The following is a 19364-nucleotide window of genomic DNA, read 5'->3' on the forward strand; positions in this document are numbered from 1 at the left end:
TTGTGTGGTAACTAATATGATAAACGATATTTCGCCACTATGGCGTTTTTTGTGTTAATTTTTTTAATTGGCTAACTTCATTTTAAAATCTCCCCTTTAAAAGCTATAATACTATTAACAAAAAAGTTAAAGTAAAGACACTAAACACGGTGCTTACTAAAGTACAAGTTGACACTAAATCAGGCTCAGTATCAAACTGTATAGCATACATCGTCGTATTAGCCGCACTAGGCATAGCCGCCATTAAAACAATAACCGTTGTAAGCATATGCCCTAATGAAAACAATATACAGATCATGTAAGCAACAATAGGGGAAATAATTAGTCTAAAAAAAGACGCTAAAGAAACATCTAACCAAGAAATTTTTTTGATTTTCGTATCTGCTAATTGCATCCCCAAAATAATCATAATCAAGGGAATAGTTATATTTCCAATAATTTTTATGCTTCCCATAATATTGTTAGGGATTTTACAATTAAGATAATTTAATAAAATCGCCGGAAGTATAACATAGTTCATTGGCTGTTTAAAAATCGCCAATAAAGCTTTCTTCACTCCCTCAAGTCCTTTAACATCTCCATATGAAGCAATATACACACCAACAACACCCATCAGGATATTATGAATCACCATTATTGTCATAGCATATTCAACACTCTTATTTCCAAAAGCAAAAAGAACAATGGGAACACCATAGTTTCCACTATTTGGAAAAACAGTCGAAAGAAGAAAAGCATTCATCTTCTTTTTATTAAATCCTATTATTTTACCGACCAGTACTCCTAACAAAATTAAAATTATCATTATTCCAGTAGAAACTAGAACAACTATCGAAAAACTATTATTTAAGTTTGCACTATAGAAAGTTTGAAAAACAAGGAATGGTAATAATAAATATATAGCAATTGTCGATAATGGTTTAATATCTAAATAAAAAAATTTCTGAAAAATAAAGCCTGTAAAAAATATTAAAAGAACTGGCAACATAACTTGTATAAACACCGTCATAATAAGTCTTCCTTTAGATTGGATTCAAAAAATTACTGTCTGATTACTTTACGTATCCAACCAATTATTTAAAATTATTGCAATAAAAAATTTACCACTTTCTAGACTTAATCAATTTAAGGGTCTCCCATTATCCCCTGTGTGTTTTGACAAAATCTGATTTTTCTCACATTCAACAGGTCTATTCTTACCAATAACCTTCGCTGGTGATCCTGCTACAATAACATCATTTCCAATTGAACTTGTAACGGTAGAATTGGCTCCAACAACAACATTATTTCCAATTGTAACTCCTGGTAAAATCACTGAATTTGCACCAAGCCAAACATTGTCACCGATGCTTACAGGATTGCTAGTCCCAATATACTGACCTCTTAACTTTGCATCAAGAGGATGATCAGCCGAATAAATTTGAGCTTTTGGTGCCATGAAACAATGATTCCCAATATTAACTGGAGCAATATCTAAAATAACGCAATCGTAGTTACATAAAAAATTATCACCAACATGAATGTTATAACCAAAATCACATCTAAAATTAGGTTGTACATACGGCATCTTACCAACAGAACCAAAAAGTTTTCGTATAATAGTATCCTTCTCAAGACTTTTTTCATCGTCAAGTTCATTTAACTGTTTACATAGCCTTCTAGCATGGGTTTCATCCTTTGCTAATTCTGGATCCATAATATAATAAGGATTACCGTTTAAGAATTTTTCCTTTTCTGTTGTCATTTATTCCCTCTCCTAAAAATTTATTGTTATAAAAAGACGGTTTACGTTTAAAAACCATAAACCGCCCCAATATCCTAAATTTACAAAACCTATTCTAACTTAAGAATTTCGGACTTGCTACAACACCAAAAGCATGAGCTAAATCTCCTAATTGTTCATCGGTAATTTCCTGTCTTATTTCTCCACCTTGAGCACAAATTTGAGAATAAATCGCAGCTGCTTTTTCAACAGTTTCAATTAGCCCAAAAGCTTCATCTAAATCGTCCCCAGTACCAAAAATACCGTGATGTGGCCAAATAACAGTCCTAAACTCAGACATTTTATCAGAAGTAGCTTTACCAATTTCATTTGTTCCAGGAGTCATATAAGGAATAATACCTACCCCTTCCGGAAAGACTACCAAAGATTCAGCTTGCATTTTCCATAATAAACGTGTAATACTTCGTTCATCAAGCTCATGCGTAAACGACAATGCAATAACATTTGTTGGATGACAATGCATCACAACTCTTTGTTCAGGATCGACTTTTAAACGTTTAATGTGAGACATTAAATGACTAGGAAATTCCGATGTTGGTTTGGCGCCATCTTCATAGCCCCATAATAAATCTGCATGTTGCCCATCATCCGTAATTTTCACTAATCCCAAGTCTAAACCAGGTTGTGAAATTACATTTCTAAAATATCTTCCGGTTGCAGTCACTAGAAAATAACTTCCGGACAAAACTTTTGCATCAAACCCCAAATCTAACGTACGTTTTACTTCAGAAACGTCATCAAAGCCAACTAAATCCTCTGCTGTTAAGCGCAAAGAAACATTTCCACCATTACGTTCGTCCCAACCATGTTGATACGAAGCTTGAGTTATTCCACAAACCTTTTTGACAAACTTTGAATCACCAAAACTAACCATTTTAACTCCTCCTAGGATTACAAATAAATATTATAAATCCTCACTAATTACGTTTGAATTGAACATTTTTTTCATATTGGCGAACTTCATTTAACCAGTCAGTACCAACAGGAACATTGTTTCGAAGACAAAATTCATCCCAAACTGCACCAAATGGATAAGACTTGAGTTCCTCCGTAACTGCCAATCGTTTTGTGAAATCAAAATGCAATTCTGCTTCTTTTAAATCTTCAATTGGAGCAAGCATTGCTTGTAATAATGCTTTTTGCGTAGCACGAGCACCCACTACCCAGGCTGATATACGATTAATAGTTGCATCAAAGAAATCTAAACCAATATTGGTCTTGTCAAGTAGATTATCACGAACTAATGAACGTGTAATTCTTTGCAGTGCTTCATCGAAAATAACAACATGATCACTATCCCAACGTACCGGACGAGAAACATGTAACATTAACCCTTTACCACCAAATGGTAAAAATGCCGTAAATTTATCAGAAACATCTTCTGTCGGATGGAAGTGGCCAGCATCAATTGTCCATAATTTGTCACGCGTTAAAGCATAATTGTCATAGAATTCGTGTGACCCAACCGTATATGATTCAACACCTGTACCGAAGAGCTTACCTTCGAACGCTTCAATTGTATTCTTTTCATCATAACTTCCATCTTTAATAATTTCGTCAAGTGCATCAATCATACGTAGTCGGGGACTTAACTTATCAATTGGATTATCTTTAAACCCATCTGGCATCCAAAAATTATTAACAGATTGTTGGCCTAATTCCTTACCAAAATAATTTGAAATGGCTCTAGATTGTTTTCCGACACGTACCCAGAAATCTCTGATATCCTTTTCAGGACTTGCCAAGGTAAAATTCTGTTTTAAATTTGGGTGCGAGAAGAAACTAGGATTCATATCTAATCCAATCCCTTCTTTTTTTGCCCAATCAACCCAATACTTGAAATCTTCAGGTCCTATTTCATCAAAGTCTTTTTTCTTGTCAGTTACAGCATAAAGTGTATGCACAGCCACTTTATGACTACCTGGAACAAGAGACAAAGCTTCGTGAAGATCATCAGTCAACTCATCAGGAGTTCTAGCAATACCGGGATAATTACCACTAACACCAATACCACCTGTTAATTCTTGCTCAGGGTTGACAAAACCATTAAGGTCGTCCCCTTGCCAACAATGAACAGACAGTTTCACCTTCTCTAATTGTTTTATAGCTTTTTCAGTGTCCACACCTAATTCAGCATAACGCTCTTTTGCTGTTTGATACGCCTTTTCAACATTTTCAGATTTAACCATAACGAAAACTCTCCTTTTTTAATTTAATCCAAATGAAATACTTCTTTTAAATCGAAAGTGACTGGACTTTGATCCTGATTAGTATCCATAATTGAATCCATATGAGCCCACCACTTTTTACAAGCTTCTGAATTTGAAATTTGATTATATTTTTCAATATTATCTACTTCTAGGTAAGCAAACAAATTTCCAGTATTTTTATCTAAGAAAATTGAGTAGTTGTGAGCACCCGCCTCCTTTAATGCTTGGCGCATTTCTGGAAACAAATTATTATGACGTCGCTCATATTCTTCATATTGATCTGGATAAACGTGCATTAATTGTCCTAATCTAACTGTCATCTTTATCCCCCCTTTATATTGTTGACATAGTATTTTTCTTTAAAAACTTTTGATACTCATTTAGTTTATCGTTCAGAGAAATACCCTGAGGTGAACATTTATTCACAGAAAATGAATCTGCAACGATTCTTCTAGCCAAATAAACATTTAAAATTTCACCTTGCGAAATCATCTGAACTATAATATTACCAATGGCCGTAGCTTCAGATGGGCCTGCATAAATATCAACTCCAGCTATATCTGCTGTTAATTGGTTCATAATCCGAACATTAGAACCGCCACCAACAATATTCAAAGTTTCAATCTTATAACCTAAAATATTCCCTAAAATCTCTAACTCGTTAGCATAGTATAGTGACAAATTCGAATAAATTGCCATGGCTAATTCTCCAGGAGTTTCTGGTATCTTTTGGGAAGTATCTCGACAATAATCTTGAATCTCTGTTATCATGTTAGGCGGATTTTGGAAACGTTCATCATTAACATCAATAAATTGTTGAAATGGACTCTCCTTTTCTGCTAATTCTGCTAACTGAGAAAAACTATACTTATTACCTAGCTCTTCCTTAACATTTTGAATAATCCATAAGCCCATAATATTTTTTAAGAAACGGTAAGTTCCGTAAGCACCCCATTCATTAGTATAATTATACTTAAAGGCAAGTTTCCCGTTTTCAGGGACATTTAATTCTGCCCCAATTAAAGACCATGTACCAGAACTTAAATATGCCCATCTCTGCCCTAAGCCTGGCGTGCCGACTACTGCAGAAGCAGTATCATGAGTCGCAACTGTGGTGACATTTACTTCTGGCAGATCATATTTTAAATACCACTTATTATCTAACGAACCTAAATCTGTTCCAGGATCAACAAGTTTAGGAAACTGTTCTCGCTTTACGTTAATTTTTTCAAGTAAGTTATCATCAAATAACCCTTCTCTTAAACTCAGCATTTGTGTGGTCGATGCATTTGTAACTTCAGTAACTGCCACGCCAGTAAGAACATAAGCAATATAGTCAGGAATCATTAAAATCATATCAGTTTTGGCTAATAGGTTTTCATCTTCTTCAAAAAGTTGATAAAGTGTGTTAAAGTCCAAAAACTGAATACCAGTTTTTTGATATATATATTCTTTTGATACATCAGTAGTTAGTTTTTTTATCGAATCCTTAGTCCGCTCATCACGATATGAGATAGGATCCTTTATACGTTCTCCGTCTTTACCGACTAGAACATAATCAACTGCCCATGTATCGATACCCAAATTAACTTTGTCATAGCCAGCGCTCTTTATTTTTTCTAAACCAATAAATATTTCTTTTAGAATGTGATCAATATCCCAACAATCAAAACCCTGCTTTTTTGAAAAGCCATTCTTAAAGCGATGCATTTCTTCCAATTTCAACTTTCCATTTTCTAAATGGCTTAACATCAATCTCCCACTAGAAGCACCAATATCAACTGCAACATAAGTTTTTGCCATATCTTCACTTCCTAAACATTCTTATTAGAATTAATTCTTTGTCCTAAAGAATCAACTTTGTTAACTTTTTTTGTACCATAACGTTCCTCAGTAATTTGATCCAACGATTTCCCACGAGTTTTAGGTGTCCAAATTGTACCTATTAACAATGATACAACGAGCAATGCAATCATACACAAACCTGCTACCTTAAAGCCTAAACTGGTAAGGATCATTGGGAAAATAATTGACCAAACTCCGGCAGTTCCTCGTACAATGAAAAACATAAAGCCTTGAGAGCCAGCACGATATTTAGTTGGGAATAGCTCTACCGCCCATAATGAGTACCAGGCTTGAGCACCAATACCAGCAGATAATCCCCAAATAATCACGAAGGAAAGCAATGCGGTCCAACCAAACCCCATAAACGTTAAAATAACCCATGAAATCACTGCCATAAGTGCGCCAGTAAAAAAGAATCCACGATGATTGATTTTATCGCCGTATAGAGCAAAGCCAAAATACCCAGAAAGAGCTGTACATCCCCAGAGTAAGGCTTGCAACAAATTGGCTTGTAAATTATTCAAACCACCAACTGTTTCATAAACATATGGCATAAAGAAACCCATTGCTCCAGAGACTAAATTCCAAAATACATAAACACCACAAAGAAATAAGATACTTTTTACCGAAATGCTACTTGAAAAGAGCTCTTTATATGGGTGAGGTTTAATACCAGATGCTTTTTCAATTTTCTTTTGTTTAACCCAACTCTCTGATTCAGGTAATTTTCTTTGAAGCGTCCATGCAATGAAAGCAATAATTGCTAAAACGGCAAACAGAATCCTATTACCCATTAATCCTAGAGGGGCCAATAAACTAGCTAAAATAAAGATAAAAACTGGACCCATCGACCAAGAAAATTGCGATATTCCAATATCATGAGCACGATTTTTATCATCCGAAGTCTCACCAATGTATGTCCAAGAGGCTGGGACCCCAGCACCAACTGCCATTCCTGTAACTAAAAATCCAACTAAAAGCATAGGGAAATTAATAGAAAAAACAATAGTAAGACACCCAACCATATATACTAGCATGTCATAGGTATAGATCATTTTTCTTCCATACCTGTCGGATAAAGTACCACCGATAATCGCTCCTAGAGCTGACCCAAAAGCATTAGCACTTAAAGCCCCTAATAAGCCAACTGCAAAGCTACTCAATGTAAATTCTCTTTGCCACAAAGTTAACCCAGCAGCACCTGCAACGATTGATCCAGAATCCAAAAAGTTTGTAAGGGAAACTGCCCAAGTGGATGCATGCGAATTTTTTGCCATATTTATAAACACCTCTTAATTTATTTTTGTAATCGATTACTTTAATTCACATTTATTCTATCCAAGTTAGCCAGAAAGGGTCAATAACATATTCCAACAACATCGGTATCATTTAACAACATTCATAACAGCGTTTACATTTATTATTTAATTTTTTTTGTTTTTATTTCACAATATACGAATAAATGTTCAAAATAAATCCTACGTTTATTTCCCGCTTAACAAAAGCTTTATAGAGTATAGGGCTTTAAAAATATCCATAAATTCATGAACAATGGTCAACTTCTGACAGGTGAAACCACAATTAAAGTTATTTATTTCACATTGTTTTTGTTGATTTTTTTTATTATTAGTGACATAATCTTTGCTGAAAGAGTTTTTCTAATATTTAAAAGGAGTGAGTTTAAATTGAAAATTAGTGCTGCTGTTGTAAACAAAAAAGGAGATCCATTTACAATAAAAAACGATATAGAACTCCATGATATTGGTCCCACTGACTTACAAATCCATATGGTTGCAAGTGGTATTTGCCATTCAGATGAAGCAATAAGAAAAGGTGATGCTTCCGTAGGATATCCAGCTATCTTAGGTCATGAAGGAGCTGGAATTGTGGAAAATATTGGTGATGAAGTTAGAGGATTTAACATAGGAGATCACGTGGTTTTATCTTTTTATGCTGATGGCATATGTGACAATTGTCTGAAGGGAATTCCAACACAATGCCGTAATTATGCAGACTACAATTTATCTGGAGTAAGAGCTGATGGTGAATATCAATTTCAAGAGGGAAAATCTAATATTTCAAATATGTTCAATCAATCGTCTTTTACTACCACAACTGTTGTTGACCAACGTAATGCTGTAAAGGTTGATAAAAATTTAGACTTACGGAAGTTGGGCCCTTTAGGATGTGGATATGTTACTGGGTCCGGGACTGTATTTAACACTTTACAACCGAAACCAGGAGATACCCTTGCTGTCTTCGGAACCGGTGCTGTTGGTTTAGCGTCAATGATGGCAGGAAAAATATCAGGTTGTACCAAAGTTATTGCAGTAGATATAGTTCCCGAACGTTTAGATTTAGCGAAAGAACTTGGAGCTACTCATGTAGTTAATAGCAATGAAGTGGATCCCGTAGCCAAAATCAAAGATTTAACTAATGGTTATGGAGTAAATTGGACCATTGATACTACAGGTATTCCTACTGTCATAAAAAGCAGCATTTCATCTTTAGCACAAGGTGGAACATGTGCCGCTATTGCTGTAACACCACATTTGATAGAATTATCAACTTGGAATGAGCTTTGTGTAGATGATAAAAAAATTGTGGGAGTTAATATGGGGGACTCCATTCCACAAATTGATATCCCTCGCTTAATCGAATTTTATAAGCAAGGACAATTCGATTTTGACAAAACAGAAAAATTTTATGAGTTTTCAGACATCAATAAAGCAAACCATGATTCAGTTTGCGGGAAAACTATTAAGCCAGTATTAATCATAGATTCCGATTACACTCCAGGCAATTAATAACTATGACAAAGCAAACTCTTCTATGTGAAATTATACTCATAGAAGAGTTGCTTTTTTGTTGTTAATTTAATAATATTCTTGAAAAAGTAAAAAACGCTAGAAATTGAAAGGAAACTGCATATGAATCCTACAGTATTCAAAAAACTGAAATGTTTGAATGATATCGAGAAAAAACAATTTAAAAACAATAAATTTATTAATGACATGCCTTTAGCCGCGCAAGATAAGAAAACTGAAAAACAAACTGGAGTACCTTCTTTAACGAATAATTACTTTTTTAAATACCATAGTGTTTACATTAGTAAACACAATAGATTCGCTCCTTATCCCAAACATTCTCATAAGTTTTTAGAATTAAACTATATGCTTTCAGGTACTTGTAAACAAACTGTAGACAACAAAGAACTTACTTTACGTGAAGGTGACATCTTATTGATGAATATAGGATGCAGTCATTCTATCGAATCACTTGGAGAAGATGATATACTCATAAACCTTTTGTTTAGAGATAAAAATATATCATTCGATCTTCTTAATAAGATCCATAGCAAAAACAGCCTAACATATGATTTCTTATCAAATATATCATTAGGGAAAAAAACCAAAAGTAATTTTATTTTTTTCCCGCAAAATTCTGATATCCAAAAAACAATGAATTCTATCATAGAAGAATATTATCAACAAGAACCCTTCTCTAATTCCATTATTGAAGCTTATTTAGAAATATTAATTTCAAAAATACTACGACATCACCCAATACCAACTGTTAAGCTTCCTAATGAACAGGAACAACTCATCTTTAAATGTCTAAAAGAAATAGATGAAAATTATAAAAACATTACATTAGAAGAATTAGCAAACAAATTTGGATATAATAAAGAATATATCGGTAACTTGATAAGAAAATATACGAAAAGCAATTTCTCAGACTTGAAAACAAAACAAAGATTAATCAATGCAAACAATTTACTACAATCTAGCACTCTCCCTATAAATAAAATAATCGAACATGTAGGTATAAAAAATAAAAACTTTTTTTATGAAAAATTCCATAACTTCTACGGAGTTTCACCAGCTGAAAAACGTGATAACACCAGCTCATCTTATAAAGAAATGTAATAATACCTTTACCTTTTAAAAAAGAATAGCTAACATCCAACAATTGAGATAAAATAACATATAGAAGGTCTTTTAATGGAGGAACTACGTTATGAATTTGACTAAAGAAGAACGACTCAAAAAGATAATTGATTTATTATCGAAAAACAAGAGACTGAGTACCAAAAAATTACAACAACTCATGCAAATTAGTATTTCAACATTACGTAGAGATTTAATTACATTAGAAAATACGAATTCAATTCAACACACGCATGGATATGTTAGTTTACTTGAAAATTCAAATGTCGAGTTCACTTACGCAATTAGAAGAGACAAAAATGAAGCAATAAAAAAGAAACTCTGCAAACAAGCTGCACAAATAATTACAGATGGTGCTGCAATATTTCTAGATGGATCTTCCACTTTAGCTTTCTTACCTAGGTACTTTTCCGGAAAAAGCAACATACATGTCATCACAAATAATATTCATATAGCTTCTGAAGTAAATCAGTTAAAAGGTATTGATTTATCTGTAATCGGGGGTGAAGTTTCTTATCGTTCAAACTCAATTGTTGGGCCTAGAGCACTTGAAGACTTAAAAACTAATTATCGCCCAAACGTTTCATTTTTATCATGTAGTTCACTCGATGAAAATGGTATATATATGTCTGATGAAAATCAGACCCTTTTAAAAAGAACTGCCATTAGAGTTTCAAACCAAACAATACTTTTAGTGGACCATTCTAAATTTACAAAAAACGATTATATTTTATTGTGTGATTATAATGACAAGGATATACATACTATAATAACCGATCAATTACCAAGCAAAAAAATTACAGAAAACATTCAAAGTAATGGTATAAATCTTATTATTACAAAGTAGTGTATCTATCACTTTTTCTTGCAATAATACCCACCAGATATATTAGCAGAAATGACGATTTCATGTAAATCGACACCACACTTTTGCAATAGTTCATTTAAATTATAATTTCAGATGTACGTTATTACATTAATAATAATTGGCAATATATTAGAATCATTATTTCATTCTTTACATTACACACTAATTTAATTTTCATTTCAGAATTAAGTTTAATTCTACTAGTTTCAAAGTTTGCTTTAAGGCCTCTTAAATGAACTCCTTAATTCACTCACACTTTTTCATTAAGATGGAATAAGTAACTAAGGTACAAAAATGAGTACAAAAAAACTCTTACATAGATTCTTCTTCCCAAAATACATCCGTCTGACCAAAAAATACCAGAATATAAACTGTTGGAAGCTGAATAAATGACTGGTGAGCAACAAACAGTAGCTTTCGCATCCAACCCTTGGCTTTACTGTTACGGTTTCGAGTGGTTGAGAATTTCAAATTGTTACGCAATCTCATCCCTCCGTTTTCAGCTCTTTAGCCACTTTTTGTACATCAATTCGGTGCTTTGTCTAGGGCTCTGCCTCACGATAGACACCCTTGCCTTCGCCTCGTGATACTAACCACTACGGCTCACAGCGGACTTTCATAACCTGGTTACTTTCTATGCCGGGTACACGTAAAAGAGGTATCAAGATTGTAACAACAATCTTGATACCTCTTAATTTAGGATATTTGACAAAGGCCCAATAAAACAGATAAGGACATTTTAATTATCTAATTTTGATTTGGTAAATTTCTGGATCAACATACTCCTCACTATACTGAATCGTTTCCCCCTTCTCATTTACCAGAGTATTAGTAACGTCCAAAAGAGCGCACCCAAAGGGTTTTTCAAGTAAATCAGACAATTCCTTGTCTGCTTCAATTGCACCTACGAAAGTTTCTTTAGGAAATAACTGTTTAGCTTCAGACTTTTCTTTTAAGGCTCCGTAAAGGGAATCGCGAACATTTTCTTCTGTTAATCCCTGGCTAAAGGGGGTTGGAATATAACTATCATCGACGATCGCAGGTTGCCCATCTAAAAATAAAATCCGTTTAATATTTAAGTGAGCAGCGCTTTTGATTTCGAAAATCCTTTGAAGTCTCCTAGAGGGAATTATATCTTGAAATTCTATTATTTTATACGATGGAAAAAAGCCATTCTTCTTAGCAGTAGTAGAAAAGCCTTCTAATGTATTAAACTTCAACATTTTTTTAACCTTGGGAGGATTTCTAACATAACTTCCATTACCTTGTATTTTTTCAATAACTCCCTCATCGGACAAATAATTTATCGCTTGACGTAATGTCACTCTGCTAACTCCAAAAAGTTTTTGCAACTCTTTTTCTGTAGGAAGTTTAGAGTTGGCAGGATACTCACCATCATCGATCTTCTTTCTCAACTCAAGCATCACTTGATAATACAACGTATTTTTTACTTTCATCTAAGAAACCTACTTTACCTTAATTTACTGTACATCTTTAGCTTTAGTAGTTAAAGCCTCTTTTGTATCTGGATAGTTTCTAACTTCCAAATCCTTGCCCTGAGATGTATATAACAAATATGCGAATAATTGCAACGGAATACAATATTCAAGCGGATTAAAGTCCTCATCACTTATAAAAGAACCATTTAGTACATGGTCAGCATTTGTTTCTTGTCGGCCACTGACCAAATACGAATGAGCATTCTGAGAATCTAAAGATTCGTATAGTTTTCTTGCTCTTTCATACCCATAGGTTCTAGGAGCTATGATTATAGTATAAGTGTTATCGTGCATGGAGGCAATTGGACCGTGTAAAAATTCTTCCAATTCAAAAGGTTGGAAATATTCTCTAACAGTTTCTAAACTCTTTAAAGCTCCTTCTATGATAGTTCCTTTATTTATTCCATATCCTAAAATATAACCGTGGTCACATTTTTCAAGGTCTTCTTTATTTAGATCAAACCAACTTTTAGTTTCTTCAATGATGTTGTCCAGATTATCAACAACCCTTTCAATTCGTGAAATATAATTAGAATAAGCTTCGGCAGTGATAACTTTTGCAGTTTTAGCTGCTTCCAACGCTATTAAATAAAAAGTTAGAATAGAAGCGCTATATCCCTTTGTTTTAGGACCGATATGTTCTAAACCGCAAGCCAGAACAATTTTATGTTGCGCAACTTTTGAGCATGAATTGTCTCTATCTTCAGTAATTACAAAATTGTCACAATTCAAATTATTCGCTCTATTAAGTGCTGCAATAGTATTTGTACTTTCCCCTTCTTGAGTAATAGCTATTACTAAATCATTAGATGTGACCAACTCTTCATAATGAGCGAAATTATACGAATTAATAATAACTACGTGTTTATTCAAAATTTTTTCTAAGAAAGGTTGAGCAGTGATGCACGAATTAAAAGAAGTGCCAGAGCCAATCAAATAAATATTTTTATATTTTCCTACATTAGCAGTATAGACATCCGCAAATTCATTATATGTCTCATTACGCTTATTCAACATATCCAATAAAATAGCCTTAGTTTCGTTAATATAATCTAACATTGTGGGTTTTGTCATTATAAATTTCCTCCAATTAAAAAATAATACTATTTAAAAATTCCCAAATACTTAAATAAAATTCCGAAAACAAAACAACCAATCATGATCCAAGACGTTTTCACTTTTTTCTTCTGCAATAACCAATACATAAAAAAAGTTACAGCTAAAGGTAAAATATCAGGACAAATTTGATCAACTATCTTTTGCAGATCTAAGGTCGTCCTTCCTGATTTAAAAACAAAATCAAATTTAATATTTACCATTGAGGCAATCATGCCTCCAACCACGGTCAAACCCATAACTGAAGCAGCTTTTGTTGCTCTCTGAAAACCGCCCCCACTGGACAGTGAATCAATTGCCTTGCTTCCAAGATCATAACCTAAAAATAGACCGTAATACCGTGTTAATAAATGTGGAATGTTATATAAAATGAGAAACAAAATCGGGCCCAGAATATTTCCTTTTAAGGCCAAGGTTGTTCCCACACCAGCAGCGATAACCCTGAATGTTCCCCAAAAGAAAGTGTCTCCGATCCCAGCCAATGGGCCCATTAAAGCAACTTTAATATTATTAATTGTCGAAACAAGGAAGTTCGGGTTTGAAGACGCTTCTTCTTCCATTGAAGCAGTTATTCCTAAAATAAATGGTGACATTGCGTAAGTAGTATTATAAACTTCAGATTGCCGGGTTAGCGCTTTTCCTAAATCTTCTTTATTGGGATACAGTTTTTTTAATACAGGAATCATTGAATACGCAAATCCAGGTGCTTGCATTCTATCCATACTATAGCAAGCTGGTAATAAGAATGCTCTCCAAAAAGTAGCCATTAACTCTTTTCGAGATAATTTCTTTCCTTTAAACATTTCGTCCTTAGATTTCATTATCTTCTACCTCCCCTTCATTGTTATCACTCGAATCATTGCCATTCAGTAAAATCAGGGCAGCAATTACGCCACCAACCATAGCTACTCCAATATTTGTTAGTTTAAAAAATGCTACTAAGATAAAGCCCAAAAATAAATATGGTGCAAATTTTTTAGTAAAAGTAAGTTGCATCAGTAAAGCAAAACCAAGTGCTGGCAAAACGCCTGATGCTAACTCGAAACCACCAGTTAACCAATCTGGTATGTAAGCTACTAAGGATTTAAACAGCGGGGCACCTAAAAGCATCCCAACAAGGCCAATCAAAAATGGAAAAATAAAATAGTCAAACAATCCAATCCATTGATTTCTTTCCATTGTCTTAGTGTCTCCCCGGCTAGCTGCTTCCAATGATTTTTGGCTTAAAATCTGATTTAGTGGGACATACGTAATATATTTTGTCGCCATAGAAAAAGCAGCGATAGGCATAACCAAAGCTAAAGCCAACTTGGAGTCAGTCCCAGTTTGCAAAACTAGCGCAGTACTTAACGCGCCCCCTAAAATTACGTCAGGTGGAGCTGCATTAGCACCGATCCCAACAATGCCCATAGATAGCAATTCGATTTGTGCCCCTAAAATCAATCCCGTCTTCAGATCGCCGTAAACCAATCCTACTAACGTACAGATGACCAGCGGTCTTTCGATCATTGTCATACCAAAAATACGTTCGTCAATATGACCAATCCCACCAATTAATGCCACTAAAAATGACTGAACCATAAGTTTCAACCTCTTTTCCGTTCAAATGAAAATCAAAACGTCAAAAATTTTAATACTCAAACAGTTTAATTAGTCAAATTAATATTTATTTAGAATTGCCAGAATTTTTATTAAAAATCCTTGTTAAGCTTTCAAATCGATGGTTCGGTGTCGGTTGCATGCCAACTTCAACACCTGAATTGATAATACGCTTAAAACAATCCACATCTTTTTCAGTTAAATTCAAATTATCATGGATCATTGGTGCATTTTTCCGAATCCCACCAATCGTAATTTTCTCAACTCCTGAAACTGACTGACATATTTTTTCTGCATCCTGAGGATTATTAGTTAGGACCATGATTCTATTAGAAGAATACTTAGGATCATTTAAAAAGGCAACTGCCCCTTCAATTGTGCGAAAAGCTATTTTTATACCGCTTGGAATAGCCAGTTTCATAGTACTTCTTCGTACTTTGTCTTCAAAAACATCATCATTGGCTACCAATACAATTTCTCCTTGTATTTCAGGTAACCATGTCATTACCACTTGACCATGGACAAGACGATCATCCATATGCATTGCAACTATCATAAAAATCTACCTCCTCAATAAAATATAATACGTTTTAAAACATATTATAGACACGTAAAAGCATTTTGCAACCTTTTTTTAATTTAAATTTAATTTAATGTAACCATAAGAACTTCTTTAATTACACTATAAAAAGTTCAAAACATTGCAACAATATTTTTTCGATAAAATAATTCTTCTAGCTCAAAAACTTGGAATCACGCAAAAAAGTCTCCACTTTTAATTTTCAAAAGTGAAGACTAGGCGCTTTCTGCTTATATATTATTTTGTGTTGTATCTCGTCAAAAAAGGTTCATAAAAATACTTGTTCTAGTAATTATATTTTTTACTTCCTAACTCTTGATGGAAATTAGGATCCTTCGGTTGACTTGGATCCACTCCTTTTAATTCAGGTAAAACAGAAGCCATTACTTGAAATACCAAAGGAAAAACAAAGGTTTGAAAATCTTTAGGTACCTGAACATCATAACCAAACTTGTGGCTATCTTCTGCATCTGAAACACCTATAACATACAGGCGATCCGTCCATTGACCTAACACTTCAACTATTTTACCTACTCTTGGTTCTGATCCATCATCCATGAATAGCACTGTCGATTTTTCGTCAATAGCATTATAAATACCATGAATAAACTCATCAAAATCGTAGCCAGTTACTGGTATACGGCATGTTTCGAGAAGTTTTAAGGCACTTTCTAAAACGTCTCCATACAGTTGTCCGGGGCCAACAACTCTAATATTATCCGCCTTAGCTAAATCCTCTTTATTTTGTTCTACCCATTTCAATGCCCTGTTCAATGCTATAGGATATTCTTCAAAAGTCTTTTTCAGGCTTTCTTGATCCGCATCAAAGTCAGATTGTGAAAGATGGCCATTTTCAACACCAATATATTCAGCTAATAACAACAAATTTACCTTGGTAGCGTAGTATCCCTTTGTTTTAGCTCCTGCTTTTTCTTCACCGATATTAACAGTTAAGACGTCATCAGCTAATTGATCGATATAAGCATCTTTTTCCCCAGCCATAGTAGCGATAATACAGCCTTTATTCTTAGCAATTTCCATTGCATCATAGGTGGATAAGCTACTTCCGCCTTGCGAAATTCCAATAAATAATGTTCTAGAACTATCTTCATCAAAAATCTCAGGAGTTACTTGAAATGGATAAGTTGCACTTACGGAAATACCACTCTTCACACGCATAATTTGTTGCATTTGTAGTCCTGAATGATAACTTGTACCTGACCCAGTGATAATAATCTTTTTAATATCCTTTTTTACAACTGAATCAAACAACCTTTGACTTCCTTCGACAATTTTACCCAGTTGCATCGGTGTTTCCTTCAAATAATTTTGAATCAAATTCATAATATATTCCTCCTAGTAAATATTATAATATACCAATTACATGTGCTAATACTCCGAAGATCAAAATAAAGACGGTTAACTTAGTAACACTGACCTTTTTCCTGATCATATAAAAAACCAATAAAGTAAACAGTAGTGGAAGTAAATCAGGCATAATTTGGTTAAAAATACTTTGTAATTTTACACTAGCACCCTCCATATTAAACTTGAGAGGTGTAGATACTTTTAACATTGTTGAAACCATTGCTCCAACAACCATCATTCCAATTATTCCCACAACTGACATTATCTTGTCCATCACCCCATTTTTTTGAATTTCACTTAATGAATTTACTCCAAATTTGTAACCATATTTTAAACCATAAATTCTCAATAGAAAGTGCGGAATATTATAAATCAGTAAGAAAAGAATCGGTCCTAAAATATTTCCCTGCTTTGAAAGAGATAGTCCAATACCTGCGGCAATGACTCTTAGCGTTCCAAAAAATATAGAATCACCAATACCAGCGAGGGGAGCCATTAACGCTGCTTTTACAGCATTTATTGAAGAAGAGTCGAAGCTTTCAGGATTATTAGCGTTTTCCTCCTCCATCGCAGCGCTGATTCCCATAATAATTGGTGTCACAGCCGGAGTTGAATTAAACAAAGCCAAATGCCGTTTTAAAGCTTTAGACTGCTCTTCTTCTTTATTATAAAGTTTCTTAACAACAGGAATCATTGCATATGCATAACCAACATTTTGCATTTTTTCAAAGTTAAACGCAGTTTGAAGAGCAAAGGACCGCCAAAAAACCGATCTTATTTCTTTACCTGATAAACGTTTATTCAAAATCGATCTCTCCTTCCGTTAGATTATCTGTATTACCATCATCTTGCTTTAATTGGTTATCGGAGCCACCATTGCCATTATCATCTTTAATAAAGAAATTAATGATAATACCAATACAAGCAGCCAGTAAAGCAATCGCGGTAACATCTAAGTGCATATATGCCGTTAACAAAAAACCGAAAAAGAAGAAAACAACCATTTTTTTCGAGTACAACATATCCAATAACAGCGCAAAACCAACTGCTGGCAATAAATTACCCGCTACTGTTAGGCCATCAAGCCAAACTTTTGGTATTGCATTAACCAAAGCTTCGATTCGTCCTGCACCGAGTAACATAGCCAAAAAAGCAGGAAGGAAAGTACTGAGGAAAAATAATACAGCTGGTATCCACAACATGAGTGCGATTCCTTTAAAGTTTGCCTGTTTAGCATACTCATCAGCCTTATGAGAAAAATATAAATTAATAACTCTAACCAATATTCCCAACGACTGAGCTAATACGGCAACCGGTACAGCAATAGCAAGCGCAATACCGATACCTTTACCCGATATAATTGCAAGAGCCGTCCCAATAACCCCACCTGTTACATAATCAGGTGGCGTGGAAGCTCCAATCCCTGCAATGCCCATCCATACAAGTTCAAGCTGCGCACCAATTATAATTCCTTGCTTAACGTCACCTAAAACCAAACCAACAAAAACACTCAAAACAATTGGTCTTCCAAAAAGAATTGCCCCAAATGAACGTTCGTCTAAAATACCTAAACCGGCAATTATACCAACTAATAAAGCTTGAACCATATTTTGTTACCCCCTTACTTCAACAATTCATCCAGAGTTTCTTTCTTATCGTGTGGTAACATTCTAAAATCTAACTCAACTCCCTTTGAAGAAATTTTCTTTAATTGCTCGATTTCCTCGTCAGAAACAGAAATAAAATCATTTAATTTGTGCTTTCCCTCTTCAAACTTAAGTCCACCAACATTTAACTCTTTTATTGCTCCATTAGCATTTTCAACTAACACAAGAGCATCTCCGATAGTTCTCACTAATACCATCACTTGTGCTTTTTTCGCACCTGCAAACTTTTCAACTATCGGTCCTGATTCCTCAACACTACGAATATATAACTTTGAACCACTAGGCTTAGCAAGATCTAACGCCATGGCTTTGATCTTATCGTTCTTCGCTTCATCATTTGCAACTAAAATAGTATTTGCTCCAACTGCGGACGTCCAACCAATAGCTACTTGTCCATGGATAAGTCTTTCATCAATTCTTACAAGTTTAATCATTGTCTATTAACTCCTTTCTAATTACGTCACCTATATCAATTATTCCATCAGCCCCCTCAGTCAAAATATTTCCTACTAATTCTTTTGCGGATATTCCATTACTATCCTGTGTCAGCAAAGTCAATAACATTGGCAAATTTAAGCCTGAAAGTAATTCAAAGCGATGCCCTTCCATCAATAATTCAGCACAAATATTAGCTGGGCTTCCTCCCATTAGATCAGTTAAAACAATTAGCTGCTCTTCATCAGAATCACCTATCATTTCCGTCAGTTCTTTTTGAGCAGCGTTATTTGCTTTCTCCTTGGTCATTCCAAAACATCTAATATTATCTTTCTTTCCAACAAACAGTTCTACAGTGTCCTTAAACTCATAGCTTAAATGTCCATGAGTAGCTATAATAATATCTTTCAATTTACAACCTCCTCAAAAGTTCTTTCACTGATA

Annotated in this window: 20 protein-coding genes; 3 read left to right on the top strand and 17 right to left on the bottom strand. The window is 34.2% G+C overall.

Going from position 1 to position 19364, the window contains the following annotated elements; translation table 11 throughout:
* Positions 1-103 precede the first annotated feature (103 nt).
* The 7 genes from LACPOB_RS0101000 to LACPOB_RS0101030 all read right to left on the bottom strand — a co-directional run bounded on the left by LACPOB_RS0101000 (position 104) and on the right by LACPOB_RS0101030 (position 7115).
* Entirely contained in the window at positions 104-1009 is a 906-nt protein-coding gene (locus LACPOB_RS0101000) for an AEC family transporter (protein WP_017866977.1), read from the bottom strand.
* Between the two features lie 111 nt (positions 1010-1120).
* A complete protein-coding gene (locus tag LACPOB_RS0101005; RefSeq protein WP_017866978.1) occupies positions 1121-1744 on the bottom strand; it encodes a sugar O-acetyltransferase in 624 nt (207 codons plus the stop codon).
* 94 nt (positions 1745-1838) lie between these two features.
* Positions 1839-2657, bottom strand: a complete 819-nt coding sequence (gene rhaD, locus LACPOB_RS0101010) for a rhamnulose-1-phosphate aldolase (protein WP_017866979.1) — start codon at positions 2655-2657, stop codon at positions 1839-1841.
* Positions 2658-2700: 43 nt separating this feature from the next.
* Complete coding sequence (locus tag LACPOB_RS0101015; RefSeq protein WP_017866980.1) at positions 2701-3972, bottom strand: L-rhamnose isomerase; 1272 nt, start codon at positions 3970-3972, stop codon at positions 2701-2703.
* 23 nt (positions 3973-3995) lie between these two features.
* The gene (gene rhaM / locus LACPOB_RS0101020) at positions 3996-4313 is read right to left on the bottom strand and encodes an L-rhamnose mutarotase (RefSeq protein ID WP_017866981.1); all 318 of its coding nucleotides are present in this window, start codon (positions 4311-4313) and stop codon (positions 3996-3998) included.
* A 13-nt stretch (positions 4314-4326) separates the two neighbouring features.
* Positions 4327-5796 (bottom strand): rhamnulokinase, encoded by a 1470-nt coding sequence (gene rhaB / locus LACPOB_RS0101025; protein ID WP_017866982.1) that lies wholly within the window; start codon positions 5794-5796, stop codon positions 4327-4329.
* Between the two features lie 11 nt (positions 5797-5807).
* Complete coding sequence (locus LACPOB_RS0101030; protein ID WP_017866983.1) at positions 5808-7115, bottom strand: MFS transporter; 1308 nt, start codon at positions 7113-7115, stop codon at positions 5808-5810.
* A 408-nt stretch (positions 7116-7523) separates the two neighbouring features.
* On the opposite strand from LACPOB_RS0101030, the gene LACPOB_RS0101035 reads away from it, so the two are divergent.
* From LACPOB_RS0101035 to LACPOB_RS11490, 3 genes are all read left to right on the top strand, one after another.
* Entirely contained in the window at positions 7524-8645 is a 1122-nt protein-coding gene (locus LACPOB_RS0101035) for an NAD(P)-dependent alcohol dehydrogenase (protein WP_017866984.1), read from the top strand.
* Positions 8646-8768: 123 nt separating this feature from the next.
* Positions 8769-9767 carry an AraC family ligand binding domain-containing protein gene (locus tag LACPOB_RS0101040; protein WP_017866985.1) on the top strand — a complete coding sequence of 333 codons (999 nt, stop codon included), beginning with the start codon at positions 8769-8771 and terminating at the stop codon, positions 9765-9767.
* Between the two features lie 91 nt (positions 9768-9858).
* Entirely contained in the window at positions 9859-10635 is a 777-nt protein-coding gene (locus LACPOB_RS11490) for a DeoR/GlpR family DNA-binding transcription regulator (RefSeq protein ID WP_017866986.1), read from the top strand.
* 764 nt (positions 10636-11399) lie between these two features.
* Here LACPOB_RS11490 and LACPOB_RS0101055 read toward each other — a convergent pair.
* The 10 genes from LACPOB_RS0101055 to LACPOB_RS0101100 form a co-directional block, all read right to left on the bottom strand.
* Positions 11400-12113, bottom strand: coding sequence for a GntR family transcriptional regulator (locus LACPOB_RS0101055; protein WP_017866988.1), 714 nt, complete (start codon positions 12111-12113; stop codon positions 11400-11402).
* Between the two features lie 24 nt (positions 12114-12137).
* On the bottom strand, positions 12138-13229 hold the full coding sequence (locus LACPOB_RS0101060; RefSeq protein ID WP_017866989.1) for an SIS domain-containing protein: 1092 nt from the start codon (positions 13227-13229) through the stop codon (positions 12138-12140).
* 29 nt (positions 13230-13258) lie between these two features.
* Entirely contained in the window at positions 13259-14074 is an 816-nt protein-coding gene (locus tag LACPOB_RS0101065; RefSeq protein ID WP_026142689.1) for a PTS system mannose/fructose/sorbose family transporter subunit IID, read from the bottom strand.
* Between the two features lie 7 nt (positions 14075-14081).
* Positions 14082-14852 (bottom strand): PTS mannose/fructose/sorbose/N-acetylgalactosamine transporter subunit IIC, encoded by a 771-nt coding sequence (locus LACPOB_RS0101070; RefSeq protein WP_017866991.1) that lies wholly within the window; start codon positions 14850-14852, stop codon positions 14082-14084.
* Between the two features lie 85 nt (positions 14853-14937).
* Positions 14938-15426 carry a PTS sugar transporter subunit IIB gene (locus LACPOB_RS0101075; RefSeq protein WP_017866992.1) on the bottom strand — a complete coding sequence of 163 codons (489 nt, stop codon included), beginning with the start codon at positions 15424-15426 and terminating at the stop codon, positions 14938-14940.
* A 309-nt stretch (positions 15427-15735) separates the two neighbouring features.
* Positions 15736-16794 carry an SIS domain-containing protein gene (locus LACPOB_RS0101080; protein ID WP_017866993.1) on the bottom strand — a complete coding sequence of 353 codons (1059 nt, stop codon included), beginning with the start codon at positions 16792-16794 and terminating at the stop codon, positions 15736-15738.
* Positions 16795-16816: 22 nt separating this feature from the next.
* Entirely contained in the window at positions 16817-17623 is an 807-nt protein-coding gene (locus tag LACPOB_RS0101085) for a PTS system mannose/fructose/sorbose family transporter subunit IID (RefSeq protein WP_017866994.1), read from the bottom strand.
* Positions 17616-18425, bottom strand: coding sequence for a PTS mannose/fructose/sorbose/N-acetylgalactosamine transporter subunit IIC (locus tag LACPOB_RS0101090; protein ID WP_017866995.1), 810 nt, complete (start codon positions 18423-18425; stop codon positions 17616-17618). Before LACPOB_RS0101090 ends, LACPOB_RS0101085 begins: the two co-directional genes overlap by 8 nt.
* A gap of 14 nt (positions 18426-18439) precedes the next feature.
* The gene (locus LACPOB_RS0101095; RefSeq protein WP_017866996.1) at positions 18440-18919 is read right to left on the bottom strand and encodes a PTS sugar transporter subunit IIB; all 480 of its coding nucleotides are present in this window, start codon (positions 18917-18919) and stop codon (positions 18440-18442) included.
* On the bottom strand, positions 18912-19331 hold the full coding sequence (locus LACPOB_RS0101100; protein WP_017866997.1) for a PTS sugar transporter subunit IIA: 420 nt from the start codon (positions 19329-19331) through the stop codon (positions 18912-18914). Before LACPOB_RS0101100 ends, LACPOB_RS0101095 begins: the two co-directional genes overlap by 8 nt.
* Positions 19332-19364 lie beyond the last annotated feature (33 nt).

The organism is Ligilactobacillus pobuzihii E100301 = KCTC 13174, assembly GCF_000349725.1.
Lineage (GTDB): Bacteria > Bacillota > Bacilli > Lactobacillales > Lactobacillaceae > Ligilactobacillus > Ligilactobacillus pobuzihii.

Coding starts and splice junctions, on each gene's coding strand:
- LACPOB_RS0101000 (WP_017866977.1), bottom strand. CDS start 1,009: ATGACGGTGTTTATACAAGTTATGTTGCCAGTTCTTTTAATATTTTTT.
- LACPOB_RS0101005 (WP_017866978.1), bottom strand. CDS start 1,744: ATGACAACAGAAAAGGAAAAATTCTTAAACGGTAATCCTTATTATATT.
- rhaD (WP_017866979.1), bottom strand. CDS start 2,657: ATGGTTAGTTTTGGTGATTCAAAGTTTGTCAAAAAGGTTTGTGGAATA.
- LACPOB_RS0101015 (WP_017866980.1), bottom strand. CDS start 3,972: ATGGTTAAATCTGAAAATGTTGAAAAGGCGTATCAAACAGCAAAAGAG.
- rhaM (WP_017866981.1), bottom strand. CDS start 4,313: ATGACAGTTAGATTAGGACAATTAATGCACGTTTATCCAGATCAATAT.
- rhaB (WP_017866982.1), bottom strand. CDS start 5,796: ATGGCAAAAACTTATGTTGCAGTTGATATTGGTGCTTCTAGTGGGAGA.
- LACPOB_RS0101030 (WP_017866983.1), bottom strand. CDS start 7,115: ATGGCAAAAAATTCGCATGCATCCACTTGGGCAGTTTCCCTTACAAAC.
- LACPOB_RS0101040 (WP_017866985.1), top strand. CDS start 8,769: ATGAATCCTACAGTATTCAAAAAACTGAAATGTTTGAATGATATCGAG.
- LACPOB_RS11490 (WP_017866986.1), top strand. CDS start 9,859: ATGAATTTGACTAAAGAAGAACGACTCAAAAAGATAATTGATTTATTA.
- LACPOB_RS0101055 (WP_017866988.1), bottom strand. CDS start 12,113: ATGAAAGTAAAAAATACGTTGTATTATCAAGTGATGCTTGAGTTGAGA.
- LACPOB_RS0101060 (WP_017866989.1), bottom strand. CDS start 13,229: ATGACAAAACCCACAATGTTAGATTATATTAACGAAACTAAGGCTATT.
- LACPOB_RS0101065 (WP_026142689.1), bottom strand. CDS start 14,074: ATGTTTAAAGGAAAGAAATTATCTCGAAAAGAGTTAATGGCTACTTTT.
- LACPOB_RS0101070 (WP_017866991.1), bottom strand. CDS start 14,852: ATGGTTCAGTCATTTTTAGTGGCATTAATTGGTGGGATTGGTCATATT.
- LACPOB_RS0101075 (WP_017866992.1), bottom strand. CDS start 15,426: ATGATAGTTGCAATGCATATGGATGATCGTCTTGTCCATGGTCAAGTG.
- LACPOB_RS0101080 (WP_017866993.1), bottom strand. CDS start 16,794: ATGAATTTGATTCAAAATTATTTGAAGGAAACACCGATGCAACTGGGT.
- LACPOB_RS0101090 (WP_017866995.1), bottom strand. CDS start 18,425: ATGGTTCAAGCTTTATTAGTTGGTATAATTGCCGGTTTAGGTATTTTA.
- LACPOB_RS0101095 (WP_017866996.1), bottom strand. CDS start 18,919: ATGATTAAACTTGTAAGAATTGATGAAAGACTTATCCATGGACAAGTA.